The following is a 21140-nucleotide window of genomic DNA, read 5'->3' as shown; positions in this document are numbered from 1 at the left end:
ATCCCTATCGGCGGCGCAGAGCGACCACGGCGATGTCATCGGCCTGTTGCCCGGCGCCGCCGAGCTGCACCATCAGGCGCCGGCAGAACGCGTCCAGGCTCGGCTCGACCGTGCCGGACGCGTTGGCCAGCGCCTCCAGGCCGACGTCGATGTCCGCGTCGCGCCGCTCGACCAGGCCGTCGGTGTAGAGCACGAGGGTGCCGTCCGGCGGCAGCACGAACTCGAGGTCGGCGTCGAGGCGGGTCGCGTTGATGCCGAGCAGCGGCCCGTGCGGCTCCAGGAACCGTACGCCGTCAGCCGTGTGCAGCAGCGGGGGCAGGTGGCCGGCGCTGGCCATCCGCACCCGGCCCGTCGCGGGTTCGAGCGTCATCAGGCAGATCGTCGCCGAGTCGGCCGGCAGGACCGTACGCATGAAGTTGTTGACGAGCGTCAGCACGGTTCCCGGCGGATGCCCCTCGACGGCGTACGCGCGTACGGCGTGGCGCACCTCGGCCATCACCGTGGCCGCGTGCAGCGAGTGGCCGGCCACGTCGCCGATGGCCACCAGCAGCCGGCCGTCGACCATCGTGAGCTCGTAGAAGTCGCCGCCGACCTCGGTCTGCGCGGCGGCCGGCTCGTAGCGCATGGCCAGCTCGACGCCTGGCACGTCGGGCAGGCGCGACTGCAGCAGGCTGCGTTGCAGGGTGACCGCGATCCGGTGCTCCTCGTCGTAGGAGCGCTGCGCCTCGACCGCCGCGGCCACCGTCTGGGAGAGCTGCCGCAGCACCGGAAAGCCCGGATTTTGGCTGCTCTCGGTCACCACCACATAGATCGGGGGGCGGTCGTTGCGCAGCCGGGCCGCGGCCACGGCCACCGATTCCCCGGCCGGCCAGGCGATCCCGTCCCATTGGGCCGCGTCGTCGGTGCGCACCAGCGACCCGACGGCGACCGTGTCGTCAGGCAAAGCCCACGCCCGTACGACCGGGGGTGAGCCCGCCGCGGCGAGGCCCTCGCCGTCCGCGCCCTCGGCCAGCACGACGACCGGACCGCCGAAGATCTCGTTGGCCCCGGCCGCGGCCGCCTCGAGCAGGGCGGGCAGGGTGTCCGCGGTGTTGATGGCCAGCGTGGCCTCGGCCAGCCGGACCATCCGGGCGGCGAGCGACTCGGCACGCCGTCGGGCTGAGTAATAGCGCAGGACGGCGTGGGCGGTGGCGATCAGCTCGTCGGGCTCGATCGGCTCGACGAGATACGCGTCGGCGCCGCGGTTCAGGCCCTGGGTGCGGTCGACGACGTCGACGGCGTGCGCCGACACGTGGATGACGGGCAGGGACCCGTACGCGGGATCGGTCTTGATTTTTTCGCAGACGTCGAAGCCGCTCATGTCGGGCAGCTTGACGTCGAGCACCACCAGCTCGACGTCGGAGCCCGGCAGCATGGTCAGGGCCTCGCCGCCCGTCTCGGCCTGACGCACCGTGAAACCGGCGCGGGTGAGCCAGCTGACCAGCAGATAGCGCTTGGTCGCGCTGTCGTCGACGACGAGGACGGTCTCTTTTCTCATGACGACGGCAGCCTGAGAGTGAAGGTGCTCCCCTCGCCCGGAGTGGAGTCGACCCGCAGCGCGCCGCCCAGGATGCCGGCCAGCCGGCGAGCGTACGGCAGGCCGAGGCCCGTGCCCTTGCCGCTGAGCGACTTGCTCCCGGGCACCTGATAGAACTCCTCGAAGACCCGCTCGTGCAACTCCACGGCGATGCCTGTGCCGGTGTCGGAGACGGTGAACTCGACGTCGTCACCGACCGGGCGCACGGCCAGCCGCACCTCGCCCTCGGCGGTGAACTTGAGCGCGTTGGTCAGCAGGTTGCGCAGCACCCGGGCCAGCAGCACCTCGTCCGACCGGAAGGCGGCCACGCCCGGCTCGTCGACCACGAATTCCACCTCGGGGCGGGTCGCGAGCGGCCGCAGGGTGCCCCTGAGCTGGCCGAACATGGCCTTGAGGTCGACCTGCGCCCACTGTGGCTCGATTCGGCCGGCCTCGGCCTTGGCCAGGTCGAGCAGATCGTTGACCAGGGTGAGCAGATCACTCGCGGAGCTGCGGATCAGGTCGACCTGGCGCCGCTGCTCGATGGTCAGCGGGTCGGACGAGTCGTCGCCGAGCAGCCGGCTCAGCCCGATGACCGCGGTGACCGGGGCCCGCAGCTCGTGGCTGACGTTGGCCAGGAACCGGCTCTTGGCCTCGCTGGCCGCGGCGAGCTGCTCGGATTTCTCATCGAGCTCGGCGTAGAGCGCCACGACGCCGCGGTTCGTCTCCTCCAGCTCGTCGGAGAGCTGGTGGTAGAGGGCCATGACGCCCCGGTTGGTCTCCTCGAGCTCCTCGTTGAGCCGGGCCAGCTCGTCGCGTTGCGCGGCCAGCTCGTCTCGTTGCGCGCGCACCTCGTCGAGGGCGGCGATCAGCTGCTGATTCTGCACGTTCAGCTCGTCCAAAGGGCTTCCGGGGACATGACGGGCCAACCCGGCGCGGATCTCCTCCAGCCGTTCCGGGTTCAGCCGCGGCGCACTCACCGGCAGACGTCGAGCCATCCAGACGACCGTACCGGTCTCACCGTCCCCGACCTCCATCTTGTCCACCAGGCGGCCGACATGTCTCAGCTCTTGGTTCAGCGCCGCCGCGCCGGGGCCCGGCCGCTCGACCGACACCCGCAAGGTGGGGGTTACCCCGTCGGGCCGGATCACGAACGTCACATCCGTATCGGCGCCCCCGGCCAGCACCACCCGGCTCACCTCGCTCAGGGCGGTGGCGAGGCGGGTCTGGTCCTGCTGCTCGAAGCCGACCTCACGGGCCACCTCGCGGGCCAGCTGACGCACCAGGAAGACGTCCTGCTCGACGCGCAGCCGCATCCGCAGCAGCGGCTGGGGGCCGTCCACCGGGCCGGTCACGGCAACCGGGCCACGAGCACACCCGCGTCGTCGCGGCGCACCCCCGCGTCGCGCAGCACCGTCGCCGCGATCACCAGCGGCGAGTGGGTGAGCAGGCCGGGGTAGTCGGTCGGGTTCCAGCGGTCGACGACGCCGTCGGAGTGCATGAGCACGATCGCGTCGGGCGTGATCGGATAGTCGTACTCGCGGATCTGGCGGCGCTGGTGACCGGCGATCCCGGGCAGCGAGACCATGCCCCGCCGCGGCCCGAGCGGCGAGATCACGGTGCCGGAGATGTTGCCCAGGCCGGCGTAGCGGACCAGGCCCGCGTCGGGGTCGAGCTCGGCCACGGCGAGGGCGGCGCCCCGGGTGTGGCTGAGCTTGCGGTGCAGCAGCTCGAGCACGGCGGCGGGCGGGGCGGCCGGGGCGTCGGTGAACACGCGGACCGCCTCGTGCGCGGCCGCCGCGGCCAGGCCGCCGTGGCCCAGCCCGTCACACATCATCACCTGGCGACGACCGTCGGCGTCGCGAATGGCGTACGCGTCGCCGCTGACCGGTTCTCCGGTGAGCGGACGGGTCAGTCCGGCGGCCCAGACGGGCGCGGGCGCGTCGGCAGGCCAGATCTGGGCGGTGAGCACGGTTCCCCGGCCCGCGACGGAGTGTATGTCGCACCACGTGGCCTGCCGCGTGATCGCGCCCAGGCCGATCCCGAGCGTGCCCGCCGTGGAGTGCCCGTCACCGAAGGAATGGGCCAGGTCGGCCATGCCCGGTCCGCTGTCCAGCGCGACGATCTCGACCCCGGCCTGACCGCTCGCGCGCACCGCACGCAACAGCAGGACGCCCTGGTCGGCGTGCTTGGCCAGGTTGCCGGCGGCCTCGGCGGCCACGATCGAGAGGTCGGCGACGCGGCGCTCGGGCAGGCCGAGCTCGACGGCCAGGCGCTCGGCCGACCGCCGTACGGAGGAGGCGGTCGGGGCGGCCTCGACCCGGAACCAGACTCCCCCGTCGAGAAGCCCCTCGGGTAGCGACGCCACCGCGCCTCCGCTCATCGGCACCACTTGGTCACGGTAATGGTCGTACCCTCGCCGACCGCGGTCTCGATGTCGAACTCGTCGACGAGTCGCCGCGCGCCGCTCAAGCCCAGGCCCAGGCCGCCACCGCTGGTGTACCCGTCGGTGAAGGCCAGGTCGAGGTCGGCAATGCCCGGCCCCTGGTCGGCGAAAACAATCCGGATGCCTTTGCGCCGGCCGTTGTCGACCGACGTCACCTCGACCGAGCCGCCCCCGCCGTAGACCAGCGTGTTGCGGGCCAGCTCGCTGGCCGCGGTGACCAGCTTGGTCTGGTCGACCAGGGACAGCTTGACCGCGACGGCCCGGGCGCGGATGAGCTGCCGGACCCGGACGACGTCCTGGTCGGAGCCGACTTCGATCCGCTCGGCCTGGTCGCTCACGACGTGGCAACCGCGGAAGCGCCGGGCTCGTCCTCGTCCTCGTCGTCCGGTTCGTCGTCGTCCTCGCCGCGCTCGCGGGCCAGCAGGTCCATGCCGAGCTCGACGTTGAGGGCGGTCCGGATGCCGGGCAGCGAGAGGCCCAGCTCGACCAGCGTGATCGCCACGGCCGGGCGCATGCCGACCACGACCGTGTCGGCGTCGAGCACCTTCGAGATCGCGGCGATCGTGGCCAGCGTCCGGCCGACGAACGAGTCGACGATGTCGAGCGCGCTGATGTCGATGATCACGCCGTGGCAGCCGGTCGCCACGATCCGGTCGGCCAGATCCTCCTGCAGCTGCAGGGCGACCTGGTCCTCCATGTCGATCTGGATCGAGACGAGGAGGATGTCACCGATCTTGAGGATCGGAACCCTTTCCACGTCAGCGGCCCTTCTTCTTACCCGTCTGGGCCAGCACGTAGCGCAGCGCGTCGGCCAGCGAGGCCTTGGTCGCGATGTCGCCGAACTCGATGCCGAGGGCGACGATCGTCTGCGCGATCTGCGGGCGGATGCCGGAGATGATGCAGTCGGCGCCCATCAGCCGCGCGGCCACCACGGTCTTCAGAACATGCTGCGCGACCTGGGTGTCGACGGCCGGCACGCCGGTGATGTCGATGATCGCGTACGGCGAGCCGGTGTCGACGAGCGTTTGCAGCAGCCGCTCCATGACCACCTGGGCCCGGGCCGAGTCGAGCGTGCCGACGAGCGGGACGGCGACGACGCCCTCCCACAGCTTGACCACCGGGGTCGACAGTTCGAGCAGCTGCTCGGCCTGATCGGCGATCAATTCCTCCCGTACGCGGACGTAGCTGTCGAACGTGAACAGCGCGGCCTCGTCCACGAATGAGGAGAAGGCCACGTAGTCCCGCAGGGTCGTGGCGTCGCTCCCGTCGAGGACGTTCAGCACGGCCTCCTTGAGGGCGAACACGCTGACCGCGGTCTCGGTGGCGGTGAAACCCTGCCGGGCCCGGGTCGCGGAGAGATCGGCCAACTGGGCCCGCAGTTCGCCCGCGGCCTCCGTGGTGAGATCTTGGGCGGCGCCGGCCAGCGCCTGCTGGAAGGCGCGCCGCATCTCGGAGGTCTGCCGCTGCAGCTCCGCGTGGCTCAGCCGGCCCCGCAACGAGGTGGTCACCCGGTCGGTCCAGGCCGCGACCAGTGCCTCTTGATTCTCCTCGAGCAGAGCGGCGAAGCGGGCCGCCTCATCCGCGCTCAGCGTCACCGCTGCCTCCCTGAAACCTGAGTCCTGCCTGCAACGGGCGGGACTTTACCATCGTGAAGTCTGATTGTTGCTGTCAGCCAAATAACTCCGCGAGGGGTTCCCCGTTCTGCGGGCGGCAGGGGTCTTGGAGTACCGTTCAGCTCATAACTGGAGGTCCTGAATGTCTCTGACGGTACAAACGGAACAACGCGCCGACATGGTCGTCGTGTCGGTGGCGGGCGAGCTCGACATGGCCACCGCGCCCCAGCTTCAGGACCAGATCAGCGACCTGCTGGAGAAGGGGCGCACCCGTCTGGTCTTCGACCTGGCCGAGGTGTCGTTCTGCGACTCCACCGGGCTGTCGGTCTTCGTCCGGGCCAAGAACAGCACCGACGATGCCGGCGGCACGGTCCGCCTGGCCGCCCCGCAGCGGGGCGTGCTGCGCATCCTCGAGGTCAGCGGTCTGGTCGAGGTGCTGCGCACCTACCCCACGGTCGACGAGGCGGTCAGCGCCCAGGAGCCCGCGCTCGACTGAGCCACACAGCCCTTCCAGGGTCGTCCCGATCGGCGTAGTTTGTCGCCGACCGGTCGTGGGCACCTGCGGCCGTAACGATCATTTCGGGCGCGCGCAGGAGAGCTTCGTGAACAAGATCTTCCAGGGCTTCAAAGACTTCATCATGCGGGGCAACGTCGTCGACCTCGCGGTCGGCGTCGTGATCGGTGCCGCCTTCACCGGAGTCGTGACGGGCTTCACGAACGGCTTCATCAAGCCGCTGATCCAGCTCATGGGCGGCGGCTCCGGCGTCGGCGCGGGCACCTTCTCGATCAACAAGGTCCCGTTCGACTACGCCACGTTCCTCAACTCGCTGATCACGTTCCTGATCACCGCCGCGGTGCTCTACTTCTTCGTCGTGCTGCCGCTCAACATCCTGGCCGAGCGTCGCCGCCGCGGTGAGGAGCCGCCGCCGGCCGCCCCCGCCGAAGACATCGTGCTGCTGACCCAGATTCGCGACGCGCTGGTCGCCCAGTCCTCGCAGACCCGCGGTTACGGCGACAACCCGGGCCGTCACCAGCAGTGATTTTCTAGAAAAGATCATCCCCGGTCCGCGAGACTCGAACAGATGTTCGATACGCTGCCCGGATGGAGCAACGTAAGCACTGGTGGAACGGCAAGTGGGGCCGCACGGCCCGCAAGGACGTCTACTTGCGGGTCAACGGCAACCAGTGGTACGTGGAGCAGCGCGCGGGCGGGGCCGAGGGCGTCTCACACTTCTTCGAGTACGACAGCGAAGAGGCCGCCCTGGACACAGTCCGCGTGCTGCTCGCGGCTCCCGGCGACTGGCGAGAGCTCTCCGTACGCCCCCCGGCCCGCTGACTCTCCCGCCCCCCACTTCGTCGGGCAGCCCTCGCAATGCCGCCCGGTCGCGGTTCGCTGAGCAGCAATCGCCGTGCGTCGCCCCCGGTCAGGCGGCCCGGGTCTCGTCGTGCTCGGCCGTCATCGGCCCGCGGGGCACCAGCCGCAGCCCCGGCCGATACGTCTCGGCCACCGGCTCCTCGTCATCGCTGCCGGCGAAGCTGGCCCGCCACGTGCCCCCGCCGGACCGCGCACCGGGCGGCGTGCTGGCAAAGCCCCCCGGAATCCGCGAGAGCGCGACGATCAGCAGATAGCCCAGAATCACGAACCCGTGGCTGATCAGCCGGGCGGCATCCACCCGGGCCGCGGTGAGATCGTTGACCGAGAGCAGCAGAAGCATCCCGACAAAGGCCGTCAACATCGGCACGAGCCCCGACGGCCGGGTGCGCCGCAACGCGATGAATAGATAACCGGTCCCGACGGCGACGTTCCAGGCCGCCGACTCGTGCCAGAGGTGCCCCGGGTTGGCATCGGGCCCCGTGTGCACGTGGGCCCCCACCACGCCCCCGCCGATCTGGTCGAGCCCGAGGATGAGCTGCACCGCCCCCACGGCCGCGAGCGCCACCAGCAGCGCCCCGGCGATCGGGAACTCCCGGAGCCGCCCGCTCCAGCGCCGCCACCGCCCCAGCCCCGTACGCTTCCCAGTTCCGCCGCTCGGGCGCTCCCCGGCACTGCCGTCAACGGCTGTCACACTCGCTGCCGCGAGCCCGGCGTCGCCGGTCGGCCCCGCCTCGGCCGGGTCACCGGCCCACCCCGGCAGCGCGGCCAGGATCGAGGCCGTGAGATCGGGCGGCGTGGCCATGCTCGTGCTGGTCAGCCGGTTGACCGACGCCGCACGATCCAGCCATTCCTGACATCCGGCACATCCCGCCAGATGCGCGTCGACCGCAGCCCGCTCAGCCGGATCGTCCTCGCCGTCCAGCTGCGCCGAAAGCATCTCGCGCCACCGCTCACAAGCCATGTGTCAATAGTCGCCCGGCCGGCCCCCAGAGTTCCCACCCGAGCGGCTCACATCTGCGACCCGTCCGATCGGCCGCCCCCGGCAAACCGATCGGCCCCGTAGGTCAGATGAGGCTCGGCGGTCCCTGCACCGTAGGGCGTGGGGGCAGCGCACCGCTCCCGCCCATCAAGCGGCGCCGCTCGCGGAAGGCTCGCAAGTTGGCCGTATTGCCGCAGGTGCTGACGTCGTGCCAGACGCCGCTGTTGTTGCGGGACGTGTCGAAGAAGGCGGCCCGGCACTCGAAGTTGTTGCAGAGCTTGAGCCGCGGCCAAAGACCCGCCTGTTGGGCCAGCAGCGCCTCCGCCCACAGGGCCGAGGCCAGCCAGCGGGTGCCGCGGCCGGTGGGCACGATGCGCACCCAGCCGTCGGTGTCGGGCACCAGGCTCACCGGCACGTCGGCCGGCGGGAGGGCGCCCTCGGGGCCCACCGCGAGCAGCACGTTTTCAAAGGTGGTGCGGAGGCGGCGCAGCGAGCGCAGGTCGGCCGACGAGATCAGCAGGGTCGGGCCGGGCAGGCCGGAGACCCGCGACCACGTGGCGAGCGCCTCGGTCAGCCACGGCTGGGCGTCGTCGGCCGTGACCAGCAGGTCGGTGCCGTATGACATGGGTGCGCGCGTGTTGAGCAGCTCTTGAAGGAGCGCCAAACCGGCGGGCGCCTCCCGCACGCCGTGCCGCGCGCTGGCCATCCATGACATAGCCGAAGCGTACTTGATTCTTTTTCGCGACCGCTCCTACCTCGGCTTTGGTTCCCCTTAAGAGATCAGATTTTCATCGTTGTGGGGTGCTCCACTTGTGCCGATTCGCCACACTGCGGACGGTCACTTGGGAGTAAGTAACGAAAATTTCTCAGTAATCATCGTCTCAGGGTTGGCAGAGACGATGATTCGCGCGATTCCGATAAGTCAGAAAAATCGGGCGCGGGAGCGAATGACCCCACGCCCGAGCGAGTTACCCGTCGATCCGCGTGATGTTGCGGATCTTGTTGGCGGCATCCAGGGCCGCCACCTTGTACGCCTCCGACAGCGTCGGATAGTTGAAGACCGTGTCGACCAGATAGTCGACCGTGCCGCCGCAGCCCATCACGGCCTGCCCGATGTGGACGATCTCGGTCGCGCCCGTCCCGAAGACGTGCACCCCGAGCAGCTTGCCCGTGTCGGGAGCGACCAACAGCTTCAACATCCCGTACGAGTCACCGACGATCTGCCCGCGGGCCAGCTCGCGATACCGCGCGATGCCGACCTCGAACGGCGTCGCCGCCTCGGTCAGCTCGTCCTCGGTCTTTCCGACGAAGCTGATCTCGGGAATCGTGTAGATGCCGATCGGCTGCAGCTGGTGCATCTCGCGGGCCGGCTCGCCACAGGCGTGGTGCGCGGCGAGGCGTCCCTGCTCCATCGACGTCGACGCCAGCGCCGGGAAGCCGATCACGTCGCCCACGGCGTAGATGTTGTCGACCGCCGTACGGTAATTGGAATCGACCTCGATGCGGCCGCGCCGGTCGGCCTGCAGTCCGGCCGCATCGAGGGCCAGGTCGTCGGTCTGACCCTGGCGGCCGGCCGAATACATGACCGTGTCGGCCACGATCTTCTTACCGCTCTTGAGAATGCACAGCGCGGCCGTCTGGTGCCGCTCGACCGCGGCCACTTCCTCGCCGAAACGGAACGTCACGCTGAGGTCGCGCAGGTGGTATTTGAGCGACTCGATGATCTCGTCGTCGCAGAAGTCGAGCATCTGATCGCGCCGCTCGACCACGGTCACCTTGGTGCCGAGCGCGGCGAACATCGACGCGTACTCCATGCCGATGACCCCGGCGCCGACCACGACCATGCTGCGCGGCACGGACTGCAGGTTGATCACGCCGTCGGAGTCGACGATCGTCCGGTCGTCGAAGTCGACGCTGTCGGGCCGCGCGGGCCTCGTACCGGCCGCAATGATGATCTTTTCGGCGCTGACCTTGGTGTCCCGGCCGGTGCCGCCGTCGATCCAGATCGAGTTGGCGTCGGCGAAGCGGCCCGTCCCGGTCAGCATGGTGACCTTGTTGCGGGCCAGCTGGTTGCGGATGACGTCGGTCTGGCGGCTGATCACGTGCTGGGTGCGGGCGGCGAGGTCACTCACGGTGATCTCTTCCTTGACCCGATAACTGCTGCCGTACAGGTCACGCTGGCTCAGGCCGGTGAGATAGAGAACGGCCTCACGCAGCGTCTTGGACGGCACGGTGCCCGTGTTGATGCACACGCCGCCGATCATGTCCCGCCGGTCGACGATGCCGACCCGGCGTCCGAGTTTCGAGGCAGCGATGGCGGCCTTCTGACCGCTGGGCCCGGAGCCCAGCACCAACAGGTCGTAGTCATACACAATGCTTAGCGTCGCAGTGCCGGGCCGATCGGTCCACCGAGTCCGATTCTTTTTTCATGGTCTATTTACCTCCGGCCGTCGGACGCCACTTGGGTTCACACTGGCATCGTGAACACCAGCACCGAACCCGACGTCCGGGCCCTGCTCGCCCAGGGCGCGGCACTGACCGGCGCCGGTGATCACGGCGGGGCCCTCGCCTGCTACACGCGCGTGCTGGCCCGGGCGGCCGAGGGCTCGACCCGCCAGGCGTGGGAGGTGGCCACGGCCCACATGCACTGGGTCGAGTCGGCGCGTTTCGCCGGTGTCCCGCTGCGCTCACTGTTCCCGGTGCTCGACGCGGCCGACCGCTACCTCGAGTCGATCGGTCACCCCGAGTGGCGCAGCGGGCTGCTCATCCAACGCGCGGCCACCCACCGTGAGCTGGCCGAATGGGACGAGGCGAGCGCGGCCGCCGAGGAGGCGCTGGCGGCCTACGTCCCGGGGGCGCCCGGCACGACGCTGGCGACCCTGCGCTACCGGCTGGGCGACATCCTGCTCGCGGCCGGGCGGCACTACGACGCCGTCCCGCATTTCCGCGCGGTCCTCGAGGACCCTGATTCGGGCGCGGCCGGTCGTTACAAGGCACACGTCGGGCTGGCCAACTGCGCGCTGAGCCGCCACTATCCGCCCGCCGCCGTCCGGCACGCCACTGCCGCCGTACGGGAATCGGAAGCCCTGGGTGACGAGGCGCTCCGTCTGCCCCTGCACGTGCTGGTGGCCGCGCATCGAGCCGCCCGCGAGCACGAGGCCGCCACCGTCACCGCGACCCGCTACCTTGAACTCGCCGAGCGCCTCGGTTCCCCGTACGCGGCCTTCTTCGCCCTGCGCAGCGCGACCGACGTAGCACTCGACCGGCACGACTTGGCAACGGCCCGCGACCTGCTGACCGAGCTGGAACAGCAGGCCACAGTGCTCGACGACGCCAACGGCCACACCCGCCGGTCAGCCGAGGCCACCAAACGACGCCGGCGGCTGAACTCAATAGCTGAACGTCCCCCGCAATAGGCCGCGCCCCGAATGACCGTCGCCCGGCACGGTGGCGGGCCCGCCGGGCGACTACGACATCGCACTCACCAACCCGGGCGACGCGATCGGCAACGCGCTGCTCATGGTGGACAACGCCGAGGTGCCGGCCTCGCCAACGTTACGAAAGATCAGCCATATCCCTGGCCAAGTACTACGCCCGCGACGGCCCCTTCGACCCCAAAACCCGCCACTCCATGGAGCCATAGTAGTTTTTGCTATAGTTGAGAGGTGACCGATCGCGGCTCGATCCTGCGCGAGGTGATGCTGGAGGTCGGCATCACGCAGTCCGAGCTGTCCCGGATCAGCGGGGTACGTCAGCCAAGCATCAGCCAATACATCTCCGGACGCGGCCACCTGAGCGACGACATGCTCGACCGGCTGCTTTCATGCATGGGTTATCGCCTGGAAGTCGTACGGCGGCCTTTCCGACCAGAACTCAGTCGTTCGTCGCGCCGCTCCTGGGAACTTCACCGCCGGCTGTCAAGTCATCTGACGTCGGAGACGCTGGACGAATGGCGGCCGACCATGCTGCGCAATCTGATTCACCTCCGTGAGGTCAACCGCGGGCAACCTCACTTGCGAAACCTCGACCGCTGGGAGCACCTGATCGAATCCGGCGATGTGTCCCGTCTGCACCGCGTGATGACCGGACTCGACGCCGATTCGGTCGAGATGCGCGAAGTATCACCTCTGCGAGGCCTGCTCTCCCAGGGAGAACGGTCCGAGGCCCTGGGGCTGGTGAGCTGATGCGACGCGATCAACTCGAACACGCGATCCGCACGGCCTGTCAGATCATCGGCCACGACGCCGTCGTTGTGGTCGGCTCGCAATCCATCCTCGGGTCCTTCACCGAGGATGAGCTCCCGGCTGAAGCGACCATGTCGGCCGAGATCGACATCCTTCCGCTCGCCGAGAGCAACGTCGAGACCGCGAGGCTCGCGGATCTGATCGAAGGCGTCGCCGGTGAATGGTCGCCGTTCGAGGACCGGCACGGCTTCAGCATCGACGGTGTGGATTTGGAGACTGCGGTCCTGCCGACAGGCTGGCGCGATCGACTAGTCAAGGTTCAGAACGCCAACACCGCCGCGATCTCCGGAAACCCCCAATACACCGGATGGTGCCTCGACAAAGAGGACTTGTGCGTGGCCAAGCTGTGCGCTCTCCGCGAGAAGGACCGCAATTTCGTAGCGGCGTTGCTCGACGCCGGACTCGTCGACACAGCCGTCATCGCAGCACGACTCACCGAGGTGCCCGAAAGCCATCAGGTTTCTGCCGAGAAGGCAGTCAATTGGCTCGAGGCGAGGCGCTAGCCGCACGGTTGTAACGGGGCCTCGGCATCCTGGCGCGGATTCGCAACGGACGCCGAGGCTCGGGCCAGAGGTGGTCAGACCGCCGTCGGCGTCAGCGGCACTGCTTCCAGGGCGTCGCGGCGGGTGGCGTCGGCGCTTTCGTCGTCCGGTTGTTGTTGGGCGGCCAGTTCGGCGGCTACCCGTGATTCGTAGGCGGCCAGCTCGCGGGCCGTTTCCGCGCCTGCCCAGCCCAGCGCCGAGGCCAGCAGCGGCGCGGCGGCGCGGGCGGCTGTGATGCCGCGGTCGGGGGTCTCGATGGAGATCCGCGTACGGCGGGTCAGGACGTCCTCGAGGTGGCGGGCGCCCTCGTGCGTGACCGCGTACAGCAGTTCCGCCATCAGGTAATCGGGCGCACCCGGCACCGCTGCGGCCAGGGCCGGGTCGGAGACCACCAGCGCCAGCACCTCGTCGACCAGGGTGCCGTAGCGGCGGAGCAGGTGTTCGACCTGGGCCACCTGCAGGCCGGCCTGGCGGGCCAGCGTGGCGCGGCGGTTCCAGGCCGCCTTGTAGCCCACGGCCCCGAGCAGCGGCACCTGGTCGGTGCACGACGGCGGCACCGGAGTGTTCAGCTGAAGGGCGGCCGCGTCCACGGCGTCCTTGGCCATCACCCGGTATGTCGTGTATTTGCCGCCGGCCACCACGATCAGGCCGGGCACCGGCGTCCCCACGGCGTGCTCGCGGGACAGCTTGGCCGTCGACGAGGCCGCGGCCGACAGCAGGGGGCGCAGGCCGGCGTACACGCCTTGCACGTCGTCCCTGGTCAGCGGGGTGGCGAGGGCCTTGTTGACCTCGGTCAGCAGGTAGTCGACGTCGCGGCCGGAGGCGGACGGGTGAGCCTTGTCGAGGGTCCACGCGGTGTCGGTCGTCCCGATGATCCAGTGGCGGTCCCACGGGATGACGAACAGGACACTCGACGCCGTCCGCAGGATCATGCCGGTGCCGCCGGAGATGCGGTCGCGCGGCACGACCAGGTGGATGCCCTTGCTGGCGGTGACGCCGAACTGAGGTGCGAGGCCGGCCAGCAGCGCCTGGCTGTCGCCGGTCCACACGCCGGTCGCGTTGATCACGACCTTGGCCCGGATCTCCAGCTCGCGGCCGGTTTCGAGGTCGCGGGCGCGGACGCCGACGACCCGGTCGTCCGCGCGCAGGAAGCCGATCACCTCGGTGCGGGCGGCGACCTTGGCCCCGTACGCGGTGGCCGTGCGCACCAGGAACATGGTGTGCCGGGCGTCGTCGACCTGCGCGTCGTAGTAGCGGATCGCGCCGACGAGCGAGTCGGGGCGCAGCGACGGGAACGCCTTCATCGCCTCGGTCTTGGTGAGGTGGCGGTGCCGCGGCAGCCCGGCCCCCCAGCCGCTGAGCGCGAGCACGTCGTACAGGGCGACACCGGCCCCGGCGTACAGGCGCTCCCAAGCACGATGCCGCAGGGGGTAAAGGAAAGGCACCGGCCGTACGAGGTGGGGTGCGAGCCGCTGGATGAGGAGTCCGCGCTCGCGCAGCGCCTCGCGCACCAGTGAGAAGTCGAGCATCTCGAGGTAGCGCAGCCCGCCGTGGATCAGTTTGCTGGATCGGCTGGAGGTGCCGCTGGCGAAGTCGCGAGCCTCGAGCAGTCCGACGTTGAGGCCGCGGGTGGCCGCGTCGAGCGCCGAGCCCGCACCCACCACGCCGGCCCCGATGACCAGCACGTCCAGCTCGTCGCCCGACATGGCGGTCAGTGCGTCGGCCCGCGCCTGTGGCGAGATCAGTCCGGTTTGCATGAAGGTCCCCATCTCACATGATCCAGTCGAGGGTTCGGTCGACGGCGCGCTTCCAGTTCGCGTAGTCGGAGGCGCGCCGCTCCGCGGTCCAGGTCGGCTGCCAGCGCCGGTCTTCCCGCCAGTTGGCGCGCAAGTCGTCCACGGACTCCCAGAAACCAACGGCCAGACCCGCGGCGTACGCGGCCCCGAGCGCGGTGGTCTCGGCGACGGCGGGCCGGCTGACCGGGACGCCGAGGATGTCCGCCTGAAGTTGCATGCAGAGCTCGTTGGCCGTGACTCCGCCGTCGACACGCAGCCGGTCGAGCGCCGTGCCGCTGTCCTGCGCCATCGCCTCGACCACGTCGCGGGTCTGATAGCAGATGGCTTCGAGCGCGGCCCGGGTGATGTGCGCGGCGGTGTGAAAGCGGGACAGCCCGACGATCGCGCCGCGGGCGTCCGGCCGCCAGTAGGGCGCGAACAGGCCCGAGAACGCCGGTACGAAGTAGACACCCGCGCTGTCCTCGACCTGGCCGGCCAGGGTTTCGCTGTCCGCCGCCGAGTCGAGGATGCCGAGCTGGTCGCGCAGCCACTGCACCGCCGCGCCGGCCGCCGCGATCGAGCCCTCCAGGGCGTACACGGGCTTCTCGTCGCCGAAGCGATAGGCGACCGTGGTGATCAGCCCGTGGCTCGACCGCACCGGCTCGGTCCCCGTGTTCATCAGCAGAAAACCGCCGGTCCCGTACGTGCATTTGGCGTCACCGGGCGCGAAGCAGGTCTGCCCGAACAGCGCCGCCTGCTGGTCGCCGATCGCCGCGGCGATGGGCACCCCGGGGAACGCCTCGCCGTAGACCTCGGCCGACGACCGGATCTCCGGCAGCATCGCCCGCGGGATGTCGAAGTGCGCGAGTAGGTCGGGATCCCAGTCAAGGGTGTCGAGGTTCATCAGCATCGTGCGGCTGGCGTTGGTCACGTCAGTCAGGTGCTTGCCGGTCAAGTTCCAGATCAACCAGCTGTCCATCGTCCCGAACAACACCTCGCCGCGAGCGGCACGCGCCCGCAGCTCAGGAGAGCGATCAAGCAGCCACTTCACTTTGGTCGCCGAGAAGTACGTCGCGAGCGGCAACCCCGTACGCGAAAGGATCAACGAACCGTCGAGCGCGTCCAGCAGAGGCGCGGTCCGGGTGTCCTGCCAGACGATCGCCGGGGCCACGGGCGTACCGGAAGCTTTGTCCCAGACGACGACGGTCTCGCGCTGGTTGGTCAGGCCGATCGCGGCCAGGTCGGACGGCACGAGCCCGGCGCCGGTGAGGGCCGCGTCGATCGTCTTGCGGGTGTTCTCCCAGATCTCGGTGGCGTCGTGCTCGACCCAGCCCGACGCCGGGAAGAGCTGCCGGTGCTCGAGCTGGTGCCGGCCGATCTCGGCCCCAGACCGATCGAAGATCATGAAGCGGGTGCTGGTCGTGCCCTGATCGATCGCGCCGACGAACTGCTTCATGTGCTCGAAGTTAGGAAGGTTCGGCGGGGTCGACAACGGGCTGCGTGCGACAATGTCGCACGTGCCGGGCTTGATCCAGTCGATAGAGCGGTCGTCGGCCGTGCTGCGGTTGCTCGCGGCGGGGCGGCTGCGGGTCAAGGAGATCGCCGACGCGCTCGACCTGCCCAAGTCGACCGCGCACAGCATCCTGCGCACGCTCGAGCACGTCGGCTTCGTCGAGCAGGACACCCGGACCGCGCGTTATCGGCTCGGGCGCGGGTTACTCGAGCTGGGCGAGGACGGGCTCGACCTGAACGAGCTGCGCGGGCGCGCGCTCAACTGGGCCGACGCGCTGGCCGCCCGCGGCGGCGAGGAAGTGCGCATCGGCGCCCTGCGCGACGGCCACGTGGTGGTGGTGCACCACGTGTTCCGGCCGGACGACTCGGTGCAGTCGCTCGACACCGGTCACCTGCTGCCGCCGCACGCCACCGCGCTCGGGAAGGTGCTGCTGGCCTACAACGCCCCGGCTGTCGAGGTCGCGGTGCGGGCGGGCCTGGAGGCGTACACGCGAAGGACCTTGACTTTGCCCCGGGATCTCGCGCGGTCGCTGACCGAGACCCGCGAGCGGGGGTGGAGCCTGTCGGTCGAGGAGTGGGAGGCCGGCCGGGCCGGGATAGCGGCCCCCGTACGCAGCTTCGGCGGCCTGGTGGTGGGCGCGATCGGCGTCTCGGGGCCGGTCGAGCGGCTGTGCGACACCCGACGCCAGGCCCGGCCGGCGCTGGTCGAGCACGTCACCGCGACCGCCCGGGCGATCACGCGCGACCTGGCCGGATCGTGAGCGAGCGCTACGTCCTGGCGATCGACCAGGGCACCACGTCGTCGCGCTGCATCCTGTTCGATCGGCGCGCGACAGTGGTCTCGGTGGTGCGCGGCGAGCACACCCAGTCGTATCCGCGGCCGGGCTGGGTCGAGCACGACGCCGCGCGCATCTGGCGGGACGTGCAGCGCCTGATCAAGCGGGCGATGCGCGAGGCGGGCATCGGGCCGGCGCAGGTGGCCGCGATCGGCATCGCCAACCAGCGCGAGACCGTCGTGGTCTGGGACAAGGCTTCCGGTACGCCCGTGGCCCCGGCCATCGTCTGGCAGGACACCCGCACCTCGTCGATGCTTGACGGGCTCGACGGCTCGTTCATTCGGGAACGGACCGGGCTGCCGCTGGCGACGTATTTCTCGGCCACGAAGGTGAAGTGGCTGCTCGACAACGTGGCCGGCCTTCGTTCGCGGGCGGCTCGGGGCGAGGTGCTGTTCGGGACGATGGACAGCTGGTTGATCTGGAATTTGACCGGCGGCAAGCATCTGACCGATGTCACGAACGCCAGCCGGACCATGCTGATGGATTTGGCAACACTCTCGTGGGACCCAGATCTTTTGGACATTTTCGACATTCCGCGGGCGATGCTGCCCGAGATCCGGTCGTCGTCCGAAGTCTACGGGGAGGCGTTTCCCGGGGTGCCGATCGCCGGCGTGCTCGGCGACCAGCAGGCGGCGCTGTTCGGGCAGACCTGCTTCGCGCCCGGTGACACCAAATGCACGTACGGGACCGGCGGTTTTCTGCTGATGAACACGGGCTCCGCACCGGTGCGGTCGAGTCACGGGCTCATCACCACGGTGGGTTACCAGATCGGGTCGGGCGAGGTGGCGTACGCGCTCGAAGGGTCGATCGCCATCGCGGGCTCGCTCGTGCAGTGGGTGCGCGACGGGCTCGGTCTGATCGGCACTGCCTCGGAGATCGAGACGCTGGCGGGCACGGTCGGCGACAACGGCGGGTGCTACATCGTGCCCGCGTTCTCGGGCCTGTACGCGCCGTACTGGGAGAGCGAGGCACGCGGAGTGATCGTGGGCCTCACGTCGTACATCACCAAGGGTCATCTCGCCCGGGCGGTGCTCGAAGCCACCGGATGGCAGACGCGCGACGTGGTCGACGCGATGAACGCGGACTCGGGGCTGGCGCTGACCGCCCTCAACGTCGACGGCGGGATGACTGCCGACAACCTGCTGATGCAGATCATCGCCGACTTCCTGGACGTGCCGGTGGTGCGCCCGATGGTCGCCGAAACCGTGTCGGTGGGTGCGGCCTACGCGGCCGGGCTGGCCGTCGGCTACTGGTCGGATCTGCGCGACCTGCAGCACAACCGGCACTCGGCGGGCCGCTGGCGACCGGGCATGGACGCGGACCGGCGCGCATTCGAGCACGCGAACTGGAAACGGGCGGTGGAGTCCGCGGTCTTCTTCAGTCGACGGCCCTGACCACCGCCACCGGACACTCCGAGTCGCGGATCAGCGCCTGGCTCGTCGAGCCGAGCAGCAGCCCCGCCAGCTGGCCGCGTCCCCGCGAGCCGACCACCACCAGGGCCGCGCCCGACGTCTCGTGGCTGACCACCGACTCGGCCGGGCCCTCGACCAACCGCTCGTACGCGGCCACCAGCGGAAACGTCGCGCGCAGGGGTGCCAGGGCGTCGGTCAGCAGGCGCTGGGCCGCGGCCGCCCATTCCTCGTGCGAGGCCGCGCCGCCCGCCGCGGCCGCCAATGTGCCCGCCCCCGTGGGCACCAACGGCTGCTGCCACGCATGAACCGCGAACAATGCGCATTCGCGGCGGGCGGCCTCGCGGAAGGCGAAGGCGAGGGCCGGCTCGTTCGAGCGGGAACCGTCGACCGCCACGACGATCGGGCCGACCGGGTCGGTGTCGCCACGCACGACGATCACCGGGCATTCGGCCTCGGCCACCACCCGTACGGCGACCGAGCCGGTCAGCGCGGTCGCGAACCGGCCGCGGTCGCTCTCGCCCAGCACGAGCAGGGCCGATTCCCGCGACGCGCCGATCAGGGCCGGCACCCGGTCGCCCGGGACCTCGTACGCGGAGAAGTCGACACCCGAACCGGCCTCCATCACCGCGGCGTTGAGCACCCGCTCGCTGACGGCCACCGGCTCGGACGCGCTCGCCGCATAGATCACGCGCAGCGGCAGGCCGGCGTCACGCGCGTGCCGTGCCGCCCACCGCACCGCCGCGGCCGACCCGTCCGACCCGTCCACCCCGACAACAACCGGCTCCCGTACGTTCATGCTTCCTGTTTTGCCTGGTCGGCGTGTCGGACATCCCTCAGTGAGATGACAGTTCTACGACGCCCTTCTTTTAGGACGCCCCAAACTGCTCCTCGTGCAAGGCGAACGAGCGGTCCAGCTTCGGCATCCAGTACGCGTCGTCGTGCCGCCCCGGCCCGAGCTGGTAGTCGTGCTTGACGCCCTTCGAGGCCAGCAGCGTGCTCATCTGCTGGGCCGCGACACCGAACCGGTAGTCGTCGGAGTCGCCGCCGTCGAAGTAGAAGCGATGCCGGCTCAGCTCGGCGGCCGACATCGCGGCAACCAGCGTGAGCGGCCGCAACCCGGCATTCGCGGCCTGCTCGGCAGCAGTGCCGGCCAACGGGGCCAGGCTGAGCGCGCCCATGTGACTGGTGATCGAGCTGAACACGTCCGGGTTCTTCAGGCCCAGCGTGAACGCGCCCTGGCCGCCCATCGAGACCCCGCTGATCCCCCGGTGGTCGCGGTCCGGAATCGTGCGATAGACCCGGTCGACCAGCGGCACGACCTCGTCGACGATCATGCTGCGGAAATTGCCGGCCGACGTGTCGACATACCAGCCGCTGTCCCCGTCCGGAAAGACGACGATCATGTCCCTCTTCAGCAGCCCGTCGAGCACCTGGTCGATCTTCCGGGCCTCCCATTCGATGTTGCTGCCGTTGAAGCCGTTGAGCATGTAGACGACCGGATAGCGCTTCTTGGCGCGGGTATAGCTCGGCGGCAGATAGACGTTGAACTGCACCCGCTTCCCCATGGCGGCCGAGTCGTATTCGTCGCGGAAGAACCGTGACCGGTCGCCCAGCTCCTGCTTCTTCCGCGGATCGATATACAGCAGCTCGCGGGTCGGCGGCCGCGTTCCCCAGGTCCGGATCGTGTCGACGACCAGTCTTCCCTTGCTGTCCACTATTACTTCTGCTTGATCATCCCCTAGCCGGGTCGTCTTGTCCGCTTTGAGTTCTCTGATCCGCCGCTCAGCCGTGTCGCCCTGGTGGAAGAAGCCGTCGGCGAGCGTCTTGGCATAGGCCCGCAGATCCCCCTCGGCCACGGCCCGATGCTGCTCGTCGAGAACGGCACAAACATGACCCATTTCCGTACGGGTGGCCGGCCGCCCTTCAATCCCCCGCAGCCGCGACCTGGAGAACAACCCGACGGGCCGCTGATAGAAGCCCCCGCCACCGGTGCCGTCATAAACCCGTACGGCCAGCACATTGGTCGCACCCCAGCGCAGCAGGCTTTCCGCCGGGTAATACTCGCGCGGCACCTCCCACGTCGAGTCGAAAGCGGGCGGAAACCCTCCCGTACGCCCGATCTCGACCCCGTTGAGGAAGGCCTGATCCGCGTCGTCGATCTTGCCCAGCGCCGCCACGATTTTCGCGTCGGGCCGGGCCGGCAGCGTGAACGTCTTCCGATACCAGGCGAACCCGTCGTACGACTGGAGGTCGCTCTCGTTCCCCCAGTTGTCGGGGACACTCCAGTCACGCCAGCCGCTGTCCACAAACGAGGGGTCCGCCCAGGCCGGGTCATCCCCGGTCGTGAACTTCCACCCCGCACCCGCCAGATCGACCCCGAAGTCAACCGCCCCCGTCGTGGCGCAGTCGGTGTTCGGCTTCCCGCCCGCTTGCGCGGCGGCCGGGATTCCTACGGCTCCGGTCAGGACGAGGACGGAGGCCAGCATCGCCCGGCTAACGGGCCTGATCGAAGGCACGAGCAACCCCCACAGTTTCCAACAAGAAACACGGCGGACGCACACTCGCAACGTCTTCGACCGTTGTCAATGGCGACAAGCGTCAATTCCGTGCACGTGCACACTCCAGCTCAGCATGGTGGCCGAGTCGGTGTTTGATCGTGTTGGAGCAGCAGGCGCTCACCCAACCCGCGCGGCACCGCACCCCCGGCCCGCCCCAGGAGGGCCCTAGTCGTCTCTCGCAACAGGGGCGAGCAATGTTTGATTGTCTTCGCACTGCCCGCGTCACCACCGTCGAGTTCGAGCCCGAACCGCCACAGATCGACATTGGTGGGCCCAAAGGACAGTCCGTACGT

At 69.6% G+C, this 21140-nt stretch carries 21 protein-coding genes; 8 read left to right on the top strand and 13 right to left on the bottom strand.

Going from position 1 to position 21140, the window contains the following annotated elements:
• Window positions 1–4: 4 nt before the first annotated feature.
• Genes JKJ07_RS41950 through JKJ07_RS41925 form a run of 6 tightly spaced genes read right to left on the bottom strand, consistent with a single transcriptional unit; the run spans window position 5 to window position 5596 of the window.
• Window positions 5–1537, bottom strand: a complete 1533-nt coding sequence (locus JKJ07_RS41950) for a SpoIIE family protein phosphatase (protein WP_202997600.1) — start codon at window positions 1535–1537, stop codon at window positions 5–7.
• Entirely contained in the window at window positions 1534–2871 is a 1338-nt protein-coding gene (locus tag JKJ07_RS41945) for a sensor histidine kinase (RefSeq protein ID WP_202997735.1), read from the bottom strand. The genes JKJ07_RS41950 and JKJ07_RS41945 overlap by 4 nt, the downstream gene beginning before the upstream one ends.
• Window positions 2872–2906: 35 nt before the next feature.
• Complete coding sequence (locus JKJ07_RS41940) at window positions 2907–3938, bottom strand: ATP-binding SpoIIE family protein phosphatase (RefSeq protein ID WP_202997734.1); 1032 nt, start codon at window positions 3936–3938, stop codon at window positions 2907–2909.
• Complete coding sequence (locus JKJ07_RS41935; protein WP_202997599.1) at window positions 3935–4339, bottom strand: anti-sigma regulatory factor; 405 nt, start codon at window positions 4337–4339, stop codon at window positions 3935–3937. Before JKJ07_RS41935 ends, JKJ07_RS41940 begins: the two co-directional genes overlap by 4 nt.
• Window positions 4336–4758 (bottom strand): STAS domain-containing protein, encoded by a 423-nt coding sequence (locus tag JKJ07_RS41930; RefSeq protein ID WP_202997598.1) that lies wholly within the window; start codon window positions 4756–4758, stop codon window positions 4336–4338. The genes JKJ07_RS41935 and JKJ07_RS41930 overlap by 4 nt, the downstream gene beginning before the upstream one ends.
• 1 nt (window position 4759) lies before the next feature.
• A complete protein-coding gene (locus JKJ07_RS41925; RefSeq protein ID WP_202997597.1) occupies window positions 4760–5596 on the bottom strand; it encodes an STAS domain-containing protein in 837 nt (278 codons plus the stop codon).
• 160 nt (window positions 5597–5756) lie between these two features.
• Between JKJ07_RS41925 and JKJ07_RS41920 the strand changes: the two genes are divergently transcribed.
• The 3 genes from JKJ07_RS41920 (at window position 5757) to JKJ07_RS41910 (ending at window position 6950) form a co-directional block, all read left to right on the top strand.
• Entirely contained in the window at window positions 5757–6110 is a 354-nt protein-coding gene (locus JKJ07_RS41920; protein WP_202997596.1) for an STAS domain-containing protein, read from the top strand.
• Window positions 6111–6225: 115 nt separating this feature from the next.
• The gene (gene mscL, locus JKJ07_RS41915; protein ID WP_202997733.1) at window positions 6226–6654 is read left to right on the top strand and encodes a large conductance mechanosensitive channel protein MscL; all 429 of its coding nucleotides are present in this window, start codon (window positions 6226–6228) and stop codon (window positions 6652–6654) included.
• Window positions 6655–6716: 62 nt separating this feature from the next.
• Entirely contained in the window at window positions 6717–6950 is a 234-nt protein-coding gene (locus JKJ07_RS41910; protein ID WP_202997595.1) for a hypothetical protein, read from the top strand.
• An 88-nt stretch (window positions 6951–7038) separates the two neighbouring features.
• Here JKJ07_RS41910 and JKJ07_RS41905 read toward each other — a convergent pair whose 3' ends face one another.
• The 3 genes from JKJ07_RS41905 to sthA all read right to left on the bottom strand — a co-directional run bounded on the left by JKJ07_RS41905 (window position 7039) and on the right by sthA (window position 10340).
• Window positions 7039–7950, bottom strand: coding sequence for a zf-HC2 domain-containing protein (locus JKJ07_RS41905; RefSeq protein ID WP_202997594.1), 912 nt, complete (start codon window positions 7948–7950; stop codon window positions 7039–7041).
• A gap of 103 nt (window positions 7951–8053) precedes the next feature.
• Window positions 8054–8683, bottom strand: a complete 630-nt coding sequence (locus tag JKJ07_RS41900; protein ID WP_236030829.1) for a CGNR zinc finger domain-containing protein — start codon at window positions 8681–8683, stop codon at window positions 8054–8056.
• A gap of 253 nt (window positions 8684–8936) precedes the next feature.
• Window positions 8937–10340 carry a Si-specific NAD(P)(+) transhydrogenase gene (gene sthA / locus JKJ07_RS41895; protein ID WP_202997593.1) on the bottom strand — a complete coding sequence of 468 codons (1404 nt, stop codon included), beginning with the start codon at window positions 10338–10340 and terminating at the stop codon, window positions 8937–8939.
• Between the two features lie 108 nt (window positions 10341–10448).
• On the opposite strand from sthA, the gene JKJ07_RS41890 reads away from it, so the two are divergent.
• The 3 genes from JKJ07_RS41890 (at window position 10449) to JKJ07_RS41880 (ending at window position 12715) form a co-directional block, all read left to right on the top strand.
• The gene (locus tag JKJ07_RS41890; protein ID WP_202997592.1) at window positions 10449–11384 is read left to right on the top strand and encodes a hypothetical protein; all 936 of its coding nucleotides are present in this window, start codon (window positions 10449–10451) and stop codon (window positions 11382–11384) included.
• Between the two features lie 249 nt (window positions 11385–11633).
• Complete coding sequence (locus tag JKJ07_RS41885) at window positions 11634–12152, top strand: helix-turn-helix domain-containing protein (RefSeq protein WP_202997591.1); 519 nt, start codon at window positions 11634–11636, stop codon at window positions 12150–12152.
• Window positions 12152–12715, top strand: a complete 564-nt coding sequence (locus JKJ07_RS41880; RefSeq protein ID WP_202997590.1) for a DUF6036 family nucleotidyltransferase — start codon at window positions 12152–12154, stop codon at window positions 12713–12715. Before JKJ07_RS41885 ends, JKJ07_RS41880 begins: the two co-directional genes overlap by 1 nt.
• A gap of 74 nt (window positions 12716–12789) precedes the next feature.
• On the opposite strand, the gene JKJ07_RS41875 is transcribed toward JKJ07_RS41880, so the two are convergent.
• Together JKJ07_RS41875 and glpK (JKJ07_RS41870) are read right to left on the bottom strand one after the other, a co-directional pair.
• Window positions 12790–14511: a glycerol-3-phosphate dehydrogenase/oxidase gene (locus JKJ07_RS41875; protein ID WP_202997589.1), complete on the bottom strand. Its 1722-nt coding sequence runs from the start codon at window positions 14509–14511 to the stop codon at window positions 12790–12792.
• Window positions 14512–14524: 13 nt separating this feature from the next.
• The gene (gene glpK, locus JKJ07_RS41870) at window positions 14525–15985 is read right to left on the bottom strand and encodes a glycerol kinase GlpK (RefSeq protein WP_202997588.1); all 1461 of its coding nucleotides are present in this window, start codon (window positions 15983–15985) and stop codon (window positions 14525–14527) included.
• 61 nt (window positions 15986–16046) lie between these two features.
• Here glpK (JKJ07_RS41870) and JKJ07_RS41865 point away from each other — a divergent pair, with 61 nt between their 5' ends.
• Together JKJ07_RS41865 and glpK (JKJ07_RS41860) are read left to right on the top strand one after the other, a co-directional pair.
• Window positions 16047–16802, top strand: a complete 756-nt coding sequence (locus JKJ07_RS41865) for an IclR family transcriptional regulator (RefSeq protein WP_202997587.1) — start codon at window positions 16047–16049, stop codon at window positions 16800–16802.
• Window positions 16799–18271 carry a glycerol kinase GlpK gene (gene glpK / locus JKJ07_RS41860; protein WP_202997586.1) on the top strand — a complete coding sequence of 491 codons (1473 nt, stop codon included), beginning with the start codon at window positions 16799–16801 and terminating at the stop codon, window positions 18269–18271. Before JKJ07_RS41865 ends, glpK (JKJ07_RS41860) begins: the two co-directional genes overlap by 4 nt.
• On the opposite strand, the gene JKJ07_RS41855 is transcribed toward glpK (JKJ07_RS41860), so the two are convergent.
• Both JKJ07_RS41855 and JKJ07_RS52070 read right to left on the bottom strand, forming a co-directional pair.
• A complete protein-coding gene (locus tag JKJ07_RS41855; RefSeq protein ID WP_202997585.1) occupies window positions 18255–19085 on the bottom strand; it encodes a universal stress protein in 831 nt (276 codons plus the stop codon). The genes glpK (JKJ07_RS41860) and JKJ07_RS41855 overlap by 17 nt on opposite strands.
• Before the next feature lie 70 nt (window positions 19086–19155).
• Entirely contained in the window at window positions 19156–20805 is a 1650-nt protein-coding gene (locus tag JKJ07_RS52070; RefSeq protein ID WP_202997584.1) for an alpha/beta hydrolase, read from the bottom strand.
• Window positions 20806–21140 lie beyond the last annotated feature (335 nt).

This window comes from Paractinoplanes lichenicola, from assembly GCF_016785085.1.
Taxonomy (GTDB): domain Bacteria; phylum Actinomycetota; class Actinomycetes; order Mycobacteriales; family Micromonosporaceae; genus Actinoplanes; species Actinoplanes lichenicola.
This window is presented reverse-complemented; position numbering and strand designations above follow the sequence as displayed.